The following is a 17,291-nucleotide window of genomic DNA, read 5'->3' as shown; positions in this document are numbered from 1 at the left end:
CCCGCAAGAACAGGAACCGCCACCTTCGATGTCCCGGCTACCCCAGCCGCCGCCCCCTGCCGACCTGAAGTCGCTGCTGCGCATCGACGAGGACGTCGTCGCCGTGCACAGCGGGACGCACCTGGTGCGCGTCTTCGCCGCGGCGGGCGCGCACCGGCAGCGCTGGAACTCCTTCCGCTTCACCGGGCCGCTGCCGCACGCCCGCTTCGACCCGCACCCGCTCGGCCGCGACGCCGGTCCCGCGCACGACCCCGCCCACGGGGTCCTGTACTTCGGGCTGACGGTGCGCACGAGCGTCGCCGAGGTCTTCCAGCAGACGTCCGTGGTCGACCGCGGCACCCGGCGCCCGCACCTGGTGATCATCCGGCCGCGCCGCACGCTGCGCCTGCTCGACCTCGCCGGGCTGTGGCCCACCAGGGTCGGCGCGTCGCAGGAGATCAGCAGCGGCAACAAGACGATCACCCAGGCGTGGGCGCGGGCGATCCGGCAGGCGCACCCCGACCTCGACGGCGTCTGGTACCGCTCATCGATGGACAGCGGCGAGCCCGCCGTCTGCCTCTGGGACCCGCCCGCGGGCGGATCGATGCCCGCCGCGCCCGATCTGCTGCTCCCGCTGGACTACCCGGGCCTGGACCTGCCGCTGGCCCGCATCTGCGACGAGCTGAACTACACGCTGCTGTAGAAGCGCCGAACGGCCCCCGGGAGCGGGGGCCGTTCGCGCGGGGCTCACTTCACCGGCAGGTGCCGCGACCACCAGTCCAGGACGGCGTCGAAGCGCTGCTTGCGGTGCACCGGGCTGCCCGAGCGGGTCAGCTCGTGGCCCTCGTCCGGGAACAGCAGCAGCTCGGTCTCCACGCCGTTGCGCTTGAGCGCGACGTACATGCGCTGGGCCTGCTCGACCGGGCAGCGCCAGTCGTGCTCGGAGTGCACGACCGCGAACGGCATCGAGATCTTGTGCGCGTGGGTCAGCGGGCTCTGGTGGGCCAGCGCCGCCGGGTCAGTGCCGCAGTACGCCTCGGCGAACCACCAGCCGATGTCGGAGGTGCCGATGAAGGAGTCCCACGCGTTGACCGCGCGCTCGCTCCACGCCGCGGTGAACCGCTCCCCGTGGTGGGCGGCAAGCCAGCCGGTCATCCAGCCGCCGTAGGAGCCGCCCATCACTCCGACCCGCGTCGAGTCGAGGTCGGAGCGCTCCAGGGCGGCGTCGAGGACCGACAGCACGTCATCGGCGTCGACGGTGCCCATCGCACCCAGGATGGCGCGGCCGTGCGACTCGCCGTACCCGGCGGAGCCGCGCGGGTTGGGCAGCACGACCGCGTACCCGGCCGCGGCGTAGACCTGGGCCTCGTCGAAGAAGTTGGGGCCGTAGTACATGAACGGGCCGCCGTGCACCGAGAGCAGCACCGGGTGCGGGCCATCGCCCTCGGGCAGCACGACCCAGCCGTGCGTCTCGTAGCCGTCCGGGGCCGCGCCCTTGATCTCGACTGGCTGGCGGATGCCCGCCTCGCGCAGCGCGGCCGAGCAGTCGGTCAGCCGGACCGCCTCGTCGCCGGTGACCAACACGACGTCGCCGTAGGAGTCCCAGGTCGCCACCGTGCACACGACGCGGTCGCCGTCGGCGTCGAAGCCGCGCACCACGCCCTGCTCGCCCGCGACGAGCGCCAGCTCCGAGAGCGCGGCGGCGTCGGCGTCCGGGGACACCCGGCGCAGTTCCACCGCGCCCCGGTTGCGCACGGCCACCAGCACGCCGTCGGCGGTGGCGACGGGTTTGCCCGCGGCGCGCTCGCAGTCGACGGTCTCGCGGTCGGTGAGCCTGCGCGGCGCGCCCCCGGACAGCGGCGCGGCCCACAGGCCGGTGTTGCGGGCGACGGACTGCGTCCCCGGGTAGGCCTCACCCAGGTAGAACACGGTTCCATCGGCGGTCACGACCGGGTGGCTCGCCTCGCCCTCGGTGCGCACGACCAGCTCCGGCGCCCCACCTGCGGCGGGAATCGCGTAGAGGTCGAGGTTGAGGGTGTCCGCCGCGCCCCAGTCGCGCTTGGCCGCGACGATGATCCGCTCGCCGTCCGGCGTCCAGGCCGGGCCCTCCGGTTCGCCGTGGCCGCTGGTGAGGGCCTTCGCCGGGGCGGTGCCCGCGGCGTCCACGGCGAACAGCTGCTGGGGCCGGTCGACGAGGAAGCCGACGTCGTCGAAGCGGAAGTCCAATGTGGTGATCCGGCGCGGCGCGTTGGCCGCCTCGGCGGCCCCGGCGGAGCCGTAGCGGCCGGGCTCGGGGACGCGCGCGACGAAGGCGATGCGCGTGGAGTCCGGCGACCACACCGGGGTGCCCGCGCCGAGCGGCAGGTCGGTCAGCCGCCGCGCCTCGCCGCCCGCGGCCGGGATCACCCAGAGCTGCGGGGTGCCGCCCTTCTCCGCGACCCGAAGGAACGCGACAGACGCCCCGTCCGGTGAGGTGGAAGGGGCGTAGTCACGGTAGCCGCGGGTGAACTCCTCCGCGGCCCCGCCGGCGAGCGGGACCCGGTGCAGACCGCCGCGGTAGGTGTCCTCCGCCAGGTCGGGCGTCGAGAGCCCGACCAGGAGGAGGTCGCCGTGCAGGGCGGGCGCACCGGGCGCCGTCAGCAGTGGGATGTCCTCTGGGCGCACCCTGCCGACCGTACCCGACAGTTAGCAAACCTCAGGAACTCCGGTTATTACCATTCGTCCACAGTTGTCGGCGAACCCGAACTACCGTGTCTCTTTGACCGCGTCGGGAATCGAGGCCGCCTTCGCGTCGCGCTTTACCTTCATCAGGCTGGCGACCGTGGTGATGGCCAGGACACCGACGATGAAGCTGAGCGAGAACGCGATGCTCGGCGTCCACACCGGCAGCGGCTCACCGCCGTTGAGGAACGGCAGCGAATTGGTGTGCAGCGCCTCCAGCACCAGCTTGATGCCGATGAAGCCGAGGATGACCGCGAGACCGGCCGAGAGGTAGACGAGCTTGGTGAGCAGGCCGCCCAGCAGGAAGTACAGCTGGCGCAGGCCCATCAGCGCGAACGCGTTCGCCGCGAAGACCAGGAACGGTTCCTTGGTCAGGCCGAAGATCGCCGGGATGGAGTCGACGGCGAAAAGCAGGTCGGCGGTGCCGATCGCGATCATCACGATGAACATCGGGGTGACGAAGCGCCTGCCGTCGATGCGCACGAACGACTTGGAGCCGTGGTACTCGTCGGTGACCGGGAAGATCTTGCGGGCGAATCGGGTCAGCGCGTTCTCCGAGTACTCCTCCTCGTCGTGCCCGATGCCCTGGCGGGCCAGGCCCCACGCCGTGTAGATCAGGAACGCGCCGAAGAGGTAGAACACCCAGCTGAACTTGGCGATCACGACGGCGCCCAAGGCGATGAAGATCCCGCGCATGACGAGCGCGAGCACGATGCCGATGAGCAGCACCCGGTGCTGGTGGATCTTCGGCACCTTGAACGCCGACATGATGATCAGGAAGATGAAGAGGTTGTCCACCGAGAGCGAGTACTCGGTGATGTAACCGGCGAAGTACTCGCCCGCGTAGGTGCCGCCCGAGAACACCCAGATGGCGATGCCGAAGGCCACGGCGCAGGCGATGTAGAACGCGACCCACCGGCCGGCCTCACCCACGGTGACCTCGTGCGGCTTGCGGTCGACGATGAACAGGTCGATCGCCAGCAGCAGGACGAGACCGCCGATCGTGGCAATCCACGCCCAGGCAGGAACTAGCATCAGGTGTACCTCCGGTGTTCGGGCACATGCGAACGACCGGAGGTCTCTTCCGCCGGGCGCTGGACGCCCGACCGCCGGCCCCGGAGCCCGATTACGGCCCGTGTTGACGAGATCGGCGCGAAGGAATACTCCCCTCCGACTGCCCCTGGAACGGGGCCTCGGCAATTGTTGCTTGTCCCACGACAACGCACCAGTCGGGTCCAGTCCTTCCCAAGTTGTCCTTGGTCACACGCGCCGCGGCTCAGGGTGGCCCACCCGGGGTGCGGAATCGCCGCTGGTCACCCGATGGTGAGCGCGGCGGACCCGCTGGGAAGTCTCTCAGCGAACTTCGCATAACGTCGCGCCGTGCCCTCACTTCCACGTCCACGACCCCGCCAGGTGGTCGCAGGCGCGCTGGCGGTCGCGATCGCGGCCGCAGGCGTCGTCTGGCTGAACACCGGCGACGAACCACCGCCGGTCGCGACCTCCGACCAGGTCATCGAGGTCCCCGGCGGGCCCGGCGAGCAGTCATCGGTCGCCCTCGACACCCGGCTCTACCTGCCGGAGACCACCCCCGCGCCCGCCGTGCTCGTCGCGCACGGCTTCGGCGGCAGCAAGGAGAGCGTCGACGACGACGCCACGGAGCTGGCCCAGCGCGGGTTCACCGTGCTGACCTGGTCGGCGCGCGGCTTCGGCCGCAGCACCGGCGAGATCGGGCTGAACTCCCCCGACCACGAGGTCGCCGACGCGCGCGCCCTGGTCGACTGGCTGGCCGCGCGCCCCGAGGTCGTCACCGACGGCCCCGGCGACCCGCGCGTCGGGGTGACCGGCGGCTCCTACGGCGGCGCGCTGTCGCTGCTGCTCGCCGGGACCGACCAGCGCGTCGACGCGCTGGTGCCGGTGATCACCTACAACGACCTCGGCCAGGCGCTGGTGCCGAACTCGGCGAGCACGGGCGAGGTCCCCGCCGGCACGCCCGCGCCGAACGCCTTCGCCGAGGACGGCGTGTTCAAGCGGTCGTGGGCGGGCATCTTCTTCGCCGCCGGGATGGGCGGCGCCGGCCTGGCCGACCCGGCCGGGGACGCGATCGAGGAGAGCACCGAGGACGACGACGCCGCCGAGGCCGCCGCGGCCGCGGCCCTCAACGGGACCGGAGCGCCCGGGATGGGCGGCGGGCCCCCGGGCGCGGCCGACCCGTGCGGTCGGTTCACCGACGCGGTGTGCGCCGCCTACGCCCAGATCGCGCAGACCGGTCAGGCCGGCCCGGAGACGATGGCGCTGCTGCGCTCGGTCTCCCCGGTCACGGTCACCGCGAACATCACCCAGCCGACGATGCTGGTGCAGGGCGAGCAGGACACGCTCTTCGGCCTCGACCAGGCCGACGCCACCGCCCGGCAGGTCAAGGGCCCGGTGAAGGTCGTCTGGTACACCGGCGGCCACGACGGCGGCGGTCCCGGCCCGGACCTGCGCGCCGAGATGGGCGAGTGGTTCGACTTCCACCTGCGCGGCATCGGCGCGGACCCGGGCACCGGGTTCGAGTACGCGGTGCAGGGCGCGCTGCGGGCCCAGGGCTCGCCGTCGGTGCGCACCGTCACGGCCCCGGCCTATCCGGGCGTCGGCGGGGCGGGCCCGGTCGAGCGCCGGTCGCTGGCGCTCACCGGCGATGAGCAGGTCATCGTCAACCCGCCGGGTGGCAACCCGGCATCGATCAGCAGCATGCCCGGCCTCGGGTCGGTCATCGGCAGCTCCTCGCGCCTGGCCGGGCGCCTGGCCATCGATCTGCCGGGGCAGTCGGCGCGCTTCCGCAGCGAGGCGATGACGCAGCAGCTGCTGGTCGCCGGCTCCTCGACGGTGCGGCTGCGGATCTCGGCGGTGCCCGGCACGCCCCCGCCGGAGGGCGGGGCGGTCATGTTCGCCAAGCTCTACGACCTCGACGCCAACGGTGTGAAGACACTGCCGGGCTCGGCGGTCTCGCCGTTCCGGGTGCCCGAGCTGCCCGCCGACGGCTCGCCCGTCGAGGTGAGCGTGGCGCTGCCCGGCATCGTGCGGCCCGTGGAGACCGACCACACCGTCGAACTGGTCGTCTCCGCCACTGACCAGGCGTACCAGATGCCCGCCGAGCCAGCGGCCTACCGCGTCGCGCTGGCCGACGCCGACCTCGCGGTGCCGCTGGTGCCGGGTGTCGGGTCGAGCACCGCGCCGCCCGCCGGTCCGCTGATCGGCATCGGCGTGGTCGTCGGGCTGGTGATCGTCGCCGGGGCCGTGGCCTACGTGCGGCGCAGGCGCTCGGACACGTTCGATCCCGAGCTGGCCGAGGTGCCGCTGGTCATCGAGAACCTGGCCAAGGAATACCCGGGCGGACTCAAGGCGGTCAGCAACCTGTCCTTCCGCGTGGAGACCGGCCAGGTGCTGGGCCTGCTCGGCCCCAACGGCGCGGGCAAGACCACCACGCTGCGCATGCTGATGGGCCTGATCCAGCCGACCGAGGGCACCATCCGCGTGTTCGGCCACAGCATCCGCCCCGGCGCGCCGGTGCTGAGCCGGATCGGCTCGTTCGTGGAGGGCTCCGGCTTCCTGCCGCACCTGACCGGGCGGCAGAACATGGAGCTGTACTGGGCGGCCACCGGCCGTCCGCTGGAGGAGGCGCACTTCGCCGAGGCGCTGGAGATCGCCGGACTCGGCGGCGCGGTCGACCGCCGGGTGCGCACCTACAGCCAGGGCATGCGCCAGCGCCTGGCCATCGCCCAGGCGATGCTCGGCTTCCCGGACCTGATGGTCCTGGACGAGCCCACCAACGGGCTCGACCCGCCGCAGATCCACCAGATGCGCGAGGTGCTGCGCCGCTACGCCTCCACCGGGCGCACGGTGCTGGTGTCCTCGCACCTGCTCGCCGAGGTCGAGCAGACCTGCGACCACGTCGTGGTGATGCACCGCGGCAAGCTGGTCGCCGCGGGCACGGTGGAGGACATCGTGGCCGGTGGCGGCGAGGCCACCTTCCGGGTGGACGACCCGGAGACCGCCGCCGAGGCGCTGCGCGGCGTCGGCGGGGTCGGCGGAGTCACCGTCGACGGTCCGCTGGTGCACGCCGACCTGGACGGCATGCCGCGCTCGCAGGCGCTGAAGGTGCTGGTGAACGCGGGCGTCGCGGTCGAGCAGGCCGGGCCGCGCCGCCGCCTGGAGGACGCGTTCCTCCAGCTCGTGGGAGAGGACCCGCAGGGATGAGCGACAACAACGGGCGGGCCGACTGGGGCGTGCCGAAGGCCGCGGGCACCGAGGGCCAGCGCTCCGGCCGGGAGACGCTGACCACGGTGCACACCGACCCCGGGGCCATCAACGACATGGTGGCCTCGGCGTCCCGGGAGCACATCGGGCACACCAGCAGCGACGGATCGATCGACGGCTTCGTCTCCGGCAAGACGCTGCCGCTGCGGGTGGAGCTGCTGCGCCAGCTGCGGCGGCGGCGCACCCAGGCGCTGCTGGGCTTCCTGGTGCTGCTGCCGTTCATCCTGTGGGCGGCCTTCGAGTTCGGCGACGACGGCGGCAACCGGCGCTCCGGCGGGTTCGTCGACCTGGCGACGGCGAGCGCGCCGAACTTCGTGGTGTTCGTGCTGTTCGCGGCGGGCAGCTTCCTGCTGCCGATGATCGTGGCGCTGTTCTTCGGCGACACGATCGCCTCGGAGTCCTCGTGGTCGTCGCTGAAGTACCTGCTGTCCATGCCGATCCCGAGGATGCGGCTGCTGAAGCAGAAGGCGATCACCTCGGGGCTGCTGTCGCTGCTGGCGCTGGTGCTGCTGCCGCTGGTGGCGCTGCTGGTCGGGGTGATCTTCTACGGCACCGGCGAGGCGGTCAGCCCGACCGGCGACGCGGTGCCGTTCTCCGACTCGCTGCTGGCGATGGCGTTCGCGGTGCTGTACCTGGCCGTGCACCTGATGTGGGTGGCCGCGGTGGCGCTGTTCCTGTCGGTGAGCACGGACGCGCCGCTGGGCGCGGTGGGCGGCGCGGTGCTGGTGTCGATCCTGTCCCAGATCCTCGACCAGATCACCGCACTGGGTGATCTGCGGGACTACCTGCCGACGCATTACGCGTTCGCGTGGTCGGACCTGATCTCCACCGACATCGACTGGTCGGCGATGACGGAGGGCGCCTTCTCCGCCGTCTGCTACGCGGCGGTGTTCGGCCTGCTGGCGGCACGTCGGTTCGCCCGCAAGGACATCACCTCGTAGCCAGTGGGATGATCTCGCCGTGGAAGACGTCGACTACTACGAACTCCTCGGCGTGCGGCGGGACTCCTCCCCCGCGGAGATCAAGTCGGCCTACCGGGCGCTCGCCAAGGTGATGCACCCGGACGCGGGCGGGACGGCGGGCACGTTCCGCATGCTCACGACCGCCTTCGACACGCTGTCGCGGGCGGACCGGCGGGCGGCCTACGACGCGGGGCGGGTGGTGCAGACGCCGCCCGCCCCGGCCCGCCGCAGGCGGATGTTCCGCGACGAGCCCGCGTTCACCCCACAGGCCTGCCGGGTGGCCACCACGGCACTGCCCTGGTGGCACCTGACGAAGCACCAGCCGCGCATCGGCTATGTCCGCACCCCTGGCCACGCGCCCGCCGCGCTGGCGGTGGCCGGGGTGTGCGTCCTGGCGGTCGTGCCGGTGCTGGTGTCCTTCCCGACGCCGCTGCTGGTGGTGTGGCTGGCGCTCGCGGCGGCGGCCGCCATCGCGGCGGTGCGCCTGGCCGGGGAGTACGCGGCGGCGGCCCGCGGCCACCGGGCCGCGCTGGCCGAGTTCGGCGAGCGCACGGTCTTCGGCGTCGCCGACCAGGAGCCCGACGGCGAGCGCCTGACCGCCGACCTGCTCGCGCGCTACCTGGCCCCGTTACCGGGTTCCCGTGTGTTCCACGGCCTTTCGCGCCCGGGTTCGGTGTTCGCCGACGTCGAGCACGCGGTGCTGTGCGGTTCGCGCTTGGTGCTGATCGAGTCGAAGCTGTGGCTCCCCGGGCACTACGAGTTCGACGACGACGCCGCTCTGTGGCGCAACGACCACCCGTTCCGCGGCGGCGAGACGACCCTGCCGGAGGCGGTGGCGGCCTTCCAGGACCTGCTGCCGGGGGTACAGGTCCGCGGCGCGCTCATCCTGTACCCGAACCGCAGGGGCGAGCTGACCACCGACGCCACGCCGGCGCTCGGTGTGTCCCCTGTGGACCCGGATACCTTCGTGCACACCTTCGGCTCCTGGCTGGCCGCCGACTGCGGCCACGTCGACCACCACACCCTGCGGGCCGTCCGCGCCCGGGTGGTCACCACTTCTGACGCGGCCTGACCCGCCGTCGCCCGGGGAGACGATGTGAAGATCTTCATCAGCTGGTCGAAGCCGCAGAGCATGGGGCTCGCCCTCGCTCTGCGCGATTGGCTCCCCGAGGTCATCCAGTCGGTCGAGCCGTGGATGTCGAGCGAGGACATCGACAAGGGGCAGCGCTGGGCGGCGGAGATCGGCGCGAAGCTCAGCGGTGCTGATCAAGGTGTGCTGTGCGTGACCAGGGAGAACATGGCTGAGCCGTGGCTGAACTTCGAGGCGGGGGCGATCGCCAAGGCCTTGGATGACAGCAGGGTGCGCCCGGTGCTCTTCGGCGTCACGCCCACGGACCTCACCGGCCCGCTGTCGCAGTTCCAGGCCACGGTGGTCAACGACCGCGAGGACATGCTCAAGCTGGTCGAATCAATCAACAAGGGATGTACGGCACCGCTGAGTCTGGACCGGCTCCGACGAGCCTTCGACCGCTCGTGGCCCGATCTCACCAAACAGATCCTTCGCCTCTCCTCGCTGGAGGACAATCCGTGGCCCCCGTCGAGCCCTCAGCGGTCGAACGAAGAGCTTCTCGGAGAACTTCTTGAGCATGTCCGAGCGATCCACCGCACGGTGGTGCGCCCCACGGGGCCGAGAACGCCCGCAGTCCAGGCTTGGCCTGTCGACAAGAACGGCGTAACCCTGCAGATCGGCGAAATGGTTCAGTTCGGCAAAACGCGCATGACCATCCGGGCGATGGTCCACTCAGGCGACGGCTGGCGCATCGAGCTGGAGGACCGTTCCGGCCAGCGCTGGTCCGAGTCAGACAGCTCCGTGTTGGAGTGGGTTCCATTCTAGCGTTCGTCAGACGAAGTCGGTCATGCCCACGGCCGCGGCTCGGGTGGCGATCGTTGAGCGGTCCTCTTCGGACAGTTTGTCGACCTCTTCCGCGAGGCGGGCGCGGCCAGCCGCATCCAGGTGGGTGAGGACGGTGAAGACGTCGGTGGCGAAGGGGTCTTCGGCGGTGGCGGCGAACTGCACCACCTCGGCGACCTTGGTATCCGGGACCATGGCGAAGATCTCCGGGAAGCGGGAGTCGTCGTCGCTGAAGACGGCTGTGTGGAGCATGTCCTCGGCGGAGAGTTCGGCGACCAGGGCGCGCAGGGCCGGGGTGGGAAGTTCGCCGATGAAGCTGCCCATGGTGACGTAGTCGCCGCGGCGGATCAGGACTGTGGCGACGGCGCGCATCCTGGTCACCGGTAGGGCGGTCAGGATGGGGGCGATGCGGCGGGGGTCGATCTCGGCGGCGACGTCGGCGAGGAAGTCGACGGAGACGCGGGCGGCCAGGTCGACGGCGCGGTCGGGTTCCAGGGCGGCGGCGACCCTGGCGCACAGCAGGGGGCCGAAGGCGCGTTCGGCGATCGCGGCGGTGATGGCCGATGGGACGAGTTTGCTCGCCGCGGCGATGCGGGCGAAGACGTCGGCGTTGGCGTCGAAGAGGACGTCGGTGGCGGCGATCCGGACCGCGCGGACGTCGGCGGGGGGCAGGTCGGCGAGGTAGTCGAAGCGGGCCGGGTCCTCGGCCAGCAGGCGGGCCAGCTTGACGATCTCGGCGCGGGTGCCGCTCACAGGCCGATCACCTTCCTGACCAGCGGGCGGATCAGCCGCGGCACCTGTTTCAGCGACTCCTCGGTGGACTCGCGCAGCTGCCGCGTCTGCCCCCGCCGGGCCTCGCGCAGCGCGGCGGCGAGGTCGCCCGCCTCCGGGAGGACCTCGACCGACGCGGGCAGGGCGGTGCGGAACTGCTTGCGCAGCTCGGCCGTGGCGGCGTCGGTCGAGTCGTCCGTCGGATCGTGCATCGGATCACTGTACGCAGAACTCGTTGCCCTCCGGGTCGAGCATCACCATCCACCTGCTGGTCTCGTCCTGGCGCGGTTCCACGACCGTCGCGCCCGCCTTGACCAGCACCCCGACGTGCTCCTCGACCCTGGCCCAGCGGCCGTCGTCGTACTCGCCGCCGACGCTGACGTCCAGGTGCAGCCGGTTCTTGGCGGTCTTGCCCTCGGGCACCCGCAGGAACAGCATCCTCGGCCCCTCCCCCGCCGGGTCGATCACGGCGGAGACGTCGTTCCACTTCTCCCGCGGGATGCCCACCTTGACGGCGAAGTCCTCCCACGAGTCGAATCCGTCCGGAGGCGGTTGCACTGCGTAGTCGAGTGCAACCGCCCAGAACTCGGCCAGCGCGCCCGGATCGGCCGCGTCGAACGTGACCTGAAACTTCTTCGGCATCGGTCAACCACCTCCGGCCTGCGACCTTACGGCGGATGGCCGACAGTCTGGGAACAGACCAGGGCCATTGGTCCCTTCCGGCTACCGCCGCGTTTACATACCGTCCCGGGCACCTCGATATGTACGGCCAGTGAACGTGAGTCGCCCCTATGCACGTCTTCATCAGTTATGCCCGGAGGGACCAGTCGTCGATCACCCAGTTGCGCGCCGACTTCGAGCGGTTCGGGCACCCGGTGTGGTTCGACCAGGAGCACAACGGCGGCCAGGACTGGTGGGACCAGGTCCTGCGCCGCGTTCGGGACTGCCAGGCGCTGGTCTTCGCGCTGTCCCCGGACTCCGTCCGCTCGGCGGCCTGCGTCGCCGAGCTGCGGTACGCCATCGCGCTGCGCAGGCCGATCCTCGCCGTGCGTGTCCGTCCCGTTGACAACGACGTCATCCCCGTCGAGCTGCGCGGCGCGGTGGTCGAGTACGCCGACCGCACGCCGGAGTCGGTGATCGCGCTGCTCAAGGCGTTCAACGCGCTGCCGGTGGCCAAGCCGGTGTCCGGGCGGCTGCCCGCGCCACCGGACATCCCGACCGCCTACCTCAACGCCTACCTGGCCCGCATCGACGCCGACGACCTGTCCGACCTTGAGCAGGACGAGCTGCTCCAGCAGCTCACCGAGCGCCTCGGCGACGCCCAGGAGCGCCCGGCCGTGTGGGACCTGCTGGTCAGGCTGCGCGGCCGTCCCGGGCTGAACCCGCTGGTGGCGGCCAGGATGGAGCGGCTGCTGGCCCCTGGCTGGCAGCCCGACCCGCGCGGGCGCTTCGACCTGCGGCACTGGGACGGGCAGAGCTGGACCACGCTCGTGCGCCACGGCGGGCGCGAGTTCAACGACCGCAACTCCCCGCCGCGGACCTCCGCGCACCTGCCCACGGTGCTGGAGGAGTCGAGCACCGACGAACTGCCCGTCGCGGGCGGCAAGCACGCCGTCGCCGCGCCGCGCACACGCAAGAGCCTGCCCTGGCTGGTGGGAGTGGGCGTTTTGGCACTGGCGGGCGGGGTCACCGGGGGTGTTCTATGGGCGGGTGCAGGCCCCGACCAGGAGTCGGCCAACCAGGTCGCCAGGAACTTCGTCGACGCGGTCAACACCCGCGACGAGGCCGCCCTCCAGCGGTTCGTGTGCGACCGAGACGGAGTCGAGAACGCCCACCTGTACCGGGGGTTCCTCGAAACCGCGAACGTCACGCTGGAGAGCGTGGAGGTCACCGGGACCGATCCCCGGTTCACCGTCCTCGCCGCGCGCACCGCGGGCAACTCGTCGGTAAAGTTGCGTATTCCGCTCGCTGAGGAGAACGGCGAATGGAGGGTGTGCGACATCAGCAGGGCGCTGTCCGGACGCTGATCGCGGAGTTGGGTCCATTGCACGTGTTCGTCTGCCACGCGGCCCCCGACCGGGAGGCCGCGGTCCGGCTGCGCGCCGACCTCGCGCAGGTCGGCAGGCAGGTCGCGCTCGACAGGGGCGAGCCGAACGGCGCCCAGTGGTGGGACACCGTCCTCGCCCGCCTCCGCCGCTGCTCGGTGTTCGTGCTGCTGCTCTCCCCGGAGTCGGCGCGCTCGCCGGGCTGCATGGCGGAGCTGCGCTACGCCGCCGCGCTGGGCAAGCCGCTCGCGGTCGTCCGGCTGCGGGCCGTGCCGGTGCCCGGCGAGCTGGCGGGCGCCGCGGTGATCGACCTCACCGGCGGCACGGCCGAGCGCGTCCCCCGGCTGCGCCAGCTGCTCGACACCTTCCCGGCAGCCGGGCCGCTGCCCCAGCCGCTGCCGCCCGAGCCGCCGGTGCCGTACCTGGACGTCTTCCGCCAGCAGATCGATGAGCCGGTCCTCGACCAGCGGACGCAGCTGTCGATCACCGCCGAGCTGCGCGGCAGGCTGAGCGACCCGGCGCAGCGGGCCGGGGCGTGGGCGCTGCTGGTGCGCATGCGCAACCGCCAGGACATCGCCGCGCCGGTCGCGGCGGTGCTGGAGGTGGTGCTGGCCCCCGCCTGGCAGCCCGACCCCGAACGCCGCGTCGAGCGGCGCTACTGGGACGGCCAGGCGTGGACGACACTGGTGCGCCACGAGGGCCGCGAGTTCAACGAGCGCCGGGTGCCACCGCCGGAGGCGACGTGGTCGGGCGACGTGCCGAGCGCGGCCCCGCCACCGCGCCAGCCCAGAGCCCGCAAGCGGACGTCCCGGGAGGGATCGCGGCAGTGGGTGGTGCTCGGCGTCGCGGTGGCCCTGGTGCTGGCCGCGGGCGTGGTGTTCGCCTTCCTGCTCCCCGCCCTGACCGCCGCCGACGACGACCCGGTCAAGACGGCGCGCACCTTCGTGGACGCGGTCAACGTCGGCGACGCGGCGGCGGTGGAGGCGGTCACCTGCGAGCGCGACCGCCCGCAGGCCGAGGAACTGTTCCTCGCCCCGGACTACCGGCTGACCCTGGAGCGGGTCACCGACTCCGAGCCGCAGAGCCTGACGGTGCTGGCGACGGACCCCCGCAGCGGGGTCACGGCGCGGCGGATCTACCCGCTGGTGCGCGAGTCCGGACAGTGGCTGGTCTGCGCCCGCTAGGCCGTGTTTCCGATGTGGGGTGCGGGCAACCTGGCGCGGCTATCGCGTGCCCCACATCGGAAACACGGCCTAGCGCCGTGAGCGCAGGTAGTCGCTGACCACGGCTGGGCCGAGGCCGTCGAGGTCGGGGGTGACCACCCGGCCGCCGCCGCGCCGGGCGACGATGTCCACGAACCGGGCCAGGCGCTCGTCGTCGCCCAGGCGGAAGACGGACAAGGACGCGCCCAGGCGGGCGAGGCGGTCGACCTCGCCGAGGGTCTTCCGCAGGGTCCGCGGCCTGGTCGGGTAGGCGAAGACGGCCTCGCCGTCGGGTTCCAGGTGGGCTGTGGGTTCGCCGTCGGTCACGACCAGGACCACTGGGCGGGCGTCGGGGTTGGCGCGCAGGTGCCTGCCTGCCAGCAGCAGGGCGTGGTGCAGGTTCGTGCCCTGCTCCCACACGCCTTCCATGGCGGTCAGCTCGCCGATGTCGACCGCCGCCGCGTGTCTGCCGAAGGTGATCAGCTGCAGGTCGTCACCGCGGAAACGGGTGCGCACCAGGTGGTGCAGGGCCAGGGCCGTGCGCTTCATCGGTATCCAGCGGTTGTCCTGCACCATCGACCACGACGTGTCGACGCACAGGGCGACCGCCGCGCGGGAGCGCTGTTCGGTCTCCACGACCTCCACATCGGACACATCGATGCGCACGCGGCCCGGCCCGGCGCGCCGGACGGCGTTGCCGACGGTGCGCGGGACGTCCCAGGCCTCGGTGTCGCCGAAGGTCCACGGGCGGGAGGCGCCGGTGGGCTCGCCCGCCGGGCCCGCGGTCCTGGTCTCGCGCGAGCCGCGCTTGGCGCGCAGCCCGGAGACCACGTCGCTCAGCGCCGTCTCCCCCAGGCGCCGCAACGCTTTCGGAGACAGCCGCAGGGTGCCGTCGGCGGCGCGCTCCAGCAGCCCCTGGGAGCGCAGCTCGCGCTCCAGCGCGGCCAGCGCCCTGGCGTCGACCACGGCGTCGTCGCCCAGCTGGCGGGCCAGCGCCTCCAGGTCGATGTCCTCAAGGCGCGCGCCGGGGTAGCTCTGCGCCAGCTGCTCGGCGAGCGCGTCCAGCTCGGCGAGGTCGGCCATGGCCTGGGCGCCCTCGCCGAGGCCGAGCGGGTCCTGGCCGCGGAAGCGCGCCGAGGACGTCCAGTCCTCGCCCGGCCGCAGCGCGCGCAGGTTGGCGTCGAGGGTGGAGACCTGCTCGGCGAGCCTCGGGTCGCCGAAGGCGCCGGACATCAGGCCCTGCAGCTCGGCGCGCTGGGACTCGCTCATCGAGTTCATCATCCGCTGCGCGGCGGCGGCGCGGGCGGCGAGCGCGTCGATGAGTTCCTCGACGGTGCGCGGGTTCTCGGGGAAGAACTCGCCGTGCCTGCGCATGAACTCGGCGAAGCGCTCGTCGGTGTTCTCGCCGCGCAGGTGGGCCAGCAGCAGGTCGTTGAGGTCGGTCATCATCGCCCTGATCCGGGCGACGTCTTCGGGGCGCACCTCGCTGAGGGCCTGCTTCATACCCTGGAACCGCGACTCCATCAGCTCCTGGCCGAGCAGGTCGCGGATGCGCTGGTAGTCCGCGCGCGCATCCGGGGAGCGCCAGTCGTAGGCCGCCAGGTCGCCCACGGCGGCCGCGGTGCCGGGGGGCAGCGCGTCGAGCTGGGCCTCGCGGAAGCGGGCGTCGTCGTCGGGGTCGGGGAACAGCGCCTTGCGCTCGGCGGCCAGCGCGCGCTCGAGCAGCTCCTTGACCTCGCCGAGGGTGCCGTCGAGGTTGTTGCGGCGCTGGATGCGCGCGCGGCGCTCCCAGAGCCTGCGGGTCAGCTCGTCCAGGCCCGAGGTGGCGTCGGTGCCGCGGCGCAGCAGCTCGTCGAGCGCCGAGCGCGGCGACGAGCCGTCCATGATGTCGCGGCCGAGCCGCTCCAGCGCCGCCCGCAGGTCGACCGGCGGGGCGAGCGGGTCGGGCCCGTCGTCCCAGGGGGCGTACTGGAACCACTCGCGCGACGTCACGGCCCGTACACCGCTTCGGCGCCGTCGTCGGTCTCCTTGGCGACCTTGCGGGTCAGGTACAGGTACTCCAGGGCCAGCTCGACGGCGGCGGCGATGCGGCCGGGCGGGTCGGTCGCGGCGACGCCGACGCGGGCGGCGACCTCGTGCAGCACCGGCAGCTCGGGCAGCGCGCCCAGCACCTCGGCGGCGGGCACGCGCTCGCCGGTGGCGACGAGATTGCCGTCGGCGACCGCGTCGGCCAGCGGGCCGAGGTCGAGCCCGGCGAGGCGGTCGCGGGCGGTCTCGGCGACCGCGCGGCGCAGCAGGTGGGTCAGGTGCTCGCTCTCGCGGCCCTCCTCCCCCGCCTCGAACTCCAGCTTGCCGCGCAGCACCGCGGGCACGGCCCCGAGGTCGACGGGCCGGGCGACGGGCGGCTCCTCGCCGGTGATCGCCGAGCGGCGCAGCGCGGCGGCGGCGACGGTCTCGGCGGCGGCGACGGCGAAGCGGGCCGACACCCCCGAGCGCTGGTCGACGGCGCTGGACTCGCGCAGGGCGCGCACGAAGCGGCCCAGCGCCTCCAGCAGCGGGTCGCCGACCTCGGCGACCAGCTCGGCCTCCTGGCGGACCAGGGCGACCTCGGCGGCCAGGGTCGTCGGGTAGTGGGTGCGCACCTCGGCGCCGAAGCGGTCCTTGAGCGGGGTGATGATGCGGCCGCGGTTGGTGTAGTCCTCGGGGTTGGCGGTGGCCACGAGCAGCACGTCCAGCGGCAGGCGCAGCGTGTAGCCGCGGATCTGGATGTCGCGCTCCTCCATCACGTTGAGCAGCGAGACCTGGATGCGCTCGGCGAGGTCGGGCAGCTCGTTGATGGCGACGACGCCGCGGTGGGCGCGCGGGACAAGTCCGAAGTGGATGGTCTCGGGGTCGCCCAGGGTGCGGCCCTCGGCCACCTTGACCGGGTCGACGTCGCCGATCAGGTCGCCGACAGAGGTGTCGGGGGTGGCCAGCTTCTCGGCATAGCGCTCGTCGCGGTGGCGCCACTCGACGGGCAGCTCGTCGCCCAGCTCGGCGGCGCGGGCGATCGAGCGCGGCGTGATCGGGTCGAGCGGGTGCTCGCCCAGCTCGCTGCCCGCGATGACCGGCGTCCACTCGTCGAGCAGGCCCGCCAGGGTGCGCAGGAGCCGGGTCTTGCCCTGGCCGCGCTCGCCGAGCAGCACCACGTCGTGCCCGGCGATCAGGGCGCGCTCCAGCTGCGGCAGCACCGTCTGGCCGAACCCGACGATGCCCGGCCACGGGGTGCGGCCCGCGCGCAGGGCGGCCAGCAGGTTGTCGCGGATCTCGACCTTCACCGGCTTGGGCAGGTGTCCGGCGGCGCGCAGCTCGCCGGCGGTGCGGGGCAGGGACTGGGGCTTCACCCCTACGACGCTACGCAGAT

General features: G+C 72.6%; 14 protein-coding genes. 7 read left to right on the top strand and 7 right to left on the bottom strand.

Annotated elements, in window-relative coordinates; genetic code table 11:
* Positions 1–28 precede the first annotated feature (28 nt).
* Positions 29–682, top strand: a complete 654-nt coding sequence (locus ACFPM7_RS12975; protein WP_378247461.1) for an RES family NAD+ phosphorylase — start codon at positions 29–31, stop codon at positions 680–682.
* 44 nt (positions 683–726) lie between these two features.
* Here the strand turns inward: ACFPM7_RS12975 and ACFPM7_RS12970 are convergent, their stop codons facing one another.
* Complete coding sequence (locus tag ACFPM7_RS12970) at positions 727–2,643, bottom strand: S9 family peptidase (protein ID WP_378247459.1); 1,917 nt, start codon at positions 2,641–2,643, stop codon at positions 727–729.
* A gap of 81 nt (positions 2,644–2,724) precedes the next feature.
* Positions 2,725–3,735, bottom strand: a complete 1,011-nt coding sequence (locus ACFPM7_RS12965; RefSeq protein ID WP_378247457.1) for a TerC family protein — start codon at positions 3,733–3,735, stop codon at positions 2,725–2,727.
* A 345-nt stretch (positions 3,736–4,080) separates the two neighbouring features.
* Between ACFPM7_RS12965 and ACFPM7_RS12960 the strand changes: the two genes are divergently transcribed.
* Genes ACFPM7_RS12960 through ACFPM7_RS12945 form a run of 4 tightly spaced genes read left to right on the top strand, consistent with a single transcriptional unit; the run spans position 4,081 to position 9,852 of the window.
* The gene (locus tag ACFPM7_RS12960; protein WP_378247455.1) at positions 4,081–6,936 is read left to right on the top strand and encodes an alpha/beta fold hydrolase; all 2,856 of its coding nucleotides are present in this window, start codon (positions 4,081–4,083) and stop codon (positions 6,934–6,936) included.
* Entirely contained in the window at positions 6,933–7,937 is a 1,005-nt protein-coding gene (locus tag ACFPM7_RS12955) for an ABC transporter permease (protein ID WP_378247453.1), read from the top strand. Before ACFPM7_RS12960 ends, ACFPM7_RS12955 begins: the two co-directional genes overlap by 4 nt.
* Before the next feature lie 19 nt (positions 7,938–7,956).
* A complete protein-coding gene (locus tag ACFPM7_RS12950) occupies positions 7,957–9,030 on the top strand; it encodes a J domain-containing protein (RefSeq protein ID WP_378247451.1) in 1,074 nt (357 codons plus the stop codon).
* A gap of 24 nt (positions 9,031–9,054) precedes the next feature.
* Positions 9,055–9,852 carry a TIR domain-containing protein gene (locus ACFPM7_RS12945; RefSeq protein ID WP_378247449.1) on the top strand — a complete coding sequence of 266 codons (798 nt, stop codon included), beginning with the start codon at positions 9,055–9,057 and terminating at the stop codon, positions 9,850–9,852.
* A gap of 6 nt (positions 9,853–9,858) precedes the next feature.
* Here ACFPM7_RS12945 and ACFPM7_RS12940 read toward each other — a convergent pair whose 3' ends face one another.
* The 3 genes from ACFPM7_RS12940 to ACFPM7_RS12930 are packed head-to-tail and all read right to left on the bottom strand — an operon-like array spanning position 9,859 to position 11,283.
* A complete protein-coding gene (locus tag ACFPM7_RS12940; RefSeq protein ID WP_378247447.1) occupies positions 9,859–10,623 on the bottom strand; it encodes a hypothetical protein in 765 nt (254 codons plus the stop codon).
* Positions 10,620–10,853, bottom strand: coding sequence for a hypothetical protein (locus tag ACFPM7_RS12935; RefSeq protein WP_378247445.1), 234 nt, complete (start codon positions 10,851–10,853; stop codon positions 10,620–10,622). Before ACFPM7_RS12935 ends, ACFPM7_RS12940 begins: the two co-directional genes overlap by 4 nt.
* 4 nt (positions 10,854–10,857) lie before the next feature.
* Positions 10,858–11,283 carry a VOC family protein gene (locus ACFPM7_RS12930; protein ID WP_378247443.1) on the bottom strand — a complete coding sequence of 142 codons (426 nt, stop codon included), beginning with the start codon at positions 11,281–11,283 and terminating at the stop codon, positions 10,858–10,860.
* Positions 11,284–11,432: 149 nt separating this feature from the next.
* Between ACFPM7_RS12930 and ACFPM7_RS12925 the strand changes: the two genes are divergently transcribed.
* Both ACFPM7_RS12925 and ACFPM7_RS12920 read left to right on the top strand, forming a co-directional pair.
* Positions 11,433–12,668 carry an Rv0361 family membrane protein gene (locus ACFPM7_RS12925; RefSeq protein ID WP_378247441.1) on the top strand — a complete coding sequence of 412 codons (1,236 nt, stop codon included), beginning with the start codon at positions 11,433–11,435 and terminating at the stop codon, positions 12,666–12,668.
* Positions 12,635–13,870, top strand: a complete 1,236-nt coding sequence (locus ACFPM7_RS12920) for a toll/interleukin-1 receptor domain-containing protein (RefSeq protein WP_378247439.1) — start codon at positions 12,635–12,637, stop codon at positions 13,868–13,870. Before ACFPM7_RS12925 ends, ACFPM7_RS12920 begins: the two co-directional genes overlap by 34 nt.
* 69 nt (positions 13,871–13,939) lie before the next feature.
* Here ACFPM7_RS12920 and ACFPM7_RS12915 read toward each other — a convergent pair whose 3' ends face one another.
* On the bottom strand, positions 13,940–15,880 hold the full coding sequence (locus tag ACFPM7_RS12915; protein WP_378247437.1) for a vWA domain-containing protein: 1,941 nt from the start codon (positions 15,878–15,880) through the stop codon (positions 13,940–13,942).
* Positions 15,877–17,271 (bottom strand): ATP-binding protein, encoded by a 1,395-nt coding sequence (locus ACFPM7_RS12910; protein WP_378247435.1) that lies wholly within the window; start codon positions 17,269–17,271, stop codon positions 15,877–15,879. The genes ACFPM7_RS12915 and ACFPM7_RS12910 overlap by 4 nt, the downstream gene beginning before the upstream one ends.
* Between the last annotated feature and the right edge of the window lie 20 nt (positions 17,272–17,291).

It is taken from the genome of Actinokineospora guangxiensis, assembly GCF_042657845.1.
Classification (GTDB): Bacteria; Actinomycetota; Actinomycetes; order Mycobacteriales; family Pseudonocardiaceae; genus Actinokineospora; species Actinokineospora guangxiensis.
Note: the sequence above shows the minus strand (reverse complement) of the source record. Positions and strands in the feature narration are given on the sequence as shown.

Coding starts and splice junctions, on each gene's coding strand:
- ACFPM7_RS12955 (WP_378247453.1), top strand. CDS start 6,933: ATGAGCGACAACAACGGGCGGGCCGACTGGGGCGTGCCGAAGGCCGCG.
- ACFPM7_RS12935 (WP_378247445.1), bottom strand. CDS start 10,853: ATGCACGATCCGACGGACGACTCGACCGACGCCGCCACGGCCGAGCTG.
- ACFPM7_RS12965 (WP_378247457.1), bottom strand. CDS start 3,735: ATGCTAGTTCCTGCCTGGGCGTGGATTGCCACGATCGGCGGTCTCGTC.
- ACFPM7_RS12975 (WP_378247461.1), top strand. CDS start 29: ATGTCCCGGCTACCCCAGCCGCCGCCCCCTGCCGACCTGAAGTCGCTG.
- ACFPM7_RS12925 (WP_378247441.1), top strand. CDS start 11,433: ATGCACGTCTTCATCAGTTATGCCCGGAGGGACCAGTCGTCGATCACC.
- ACFPM7_RS12930 (WP_378247443.1), bottom strand. CDS start 11,283: ATGCCGAAGAAGTTTCAGGTCACGTTCGACGCGGCCGATCCGGGCGCG.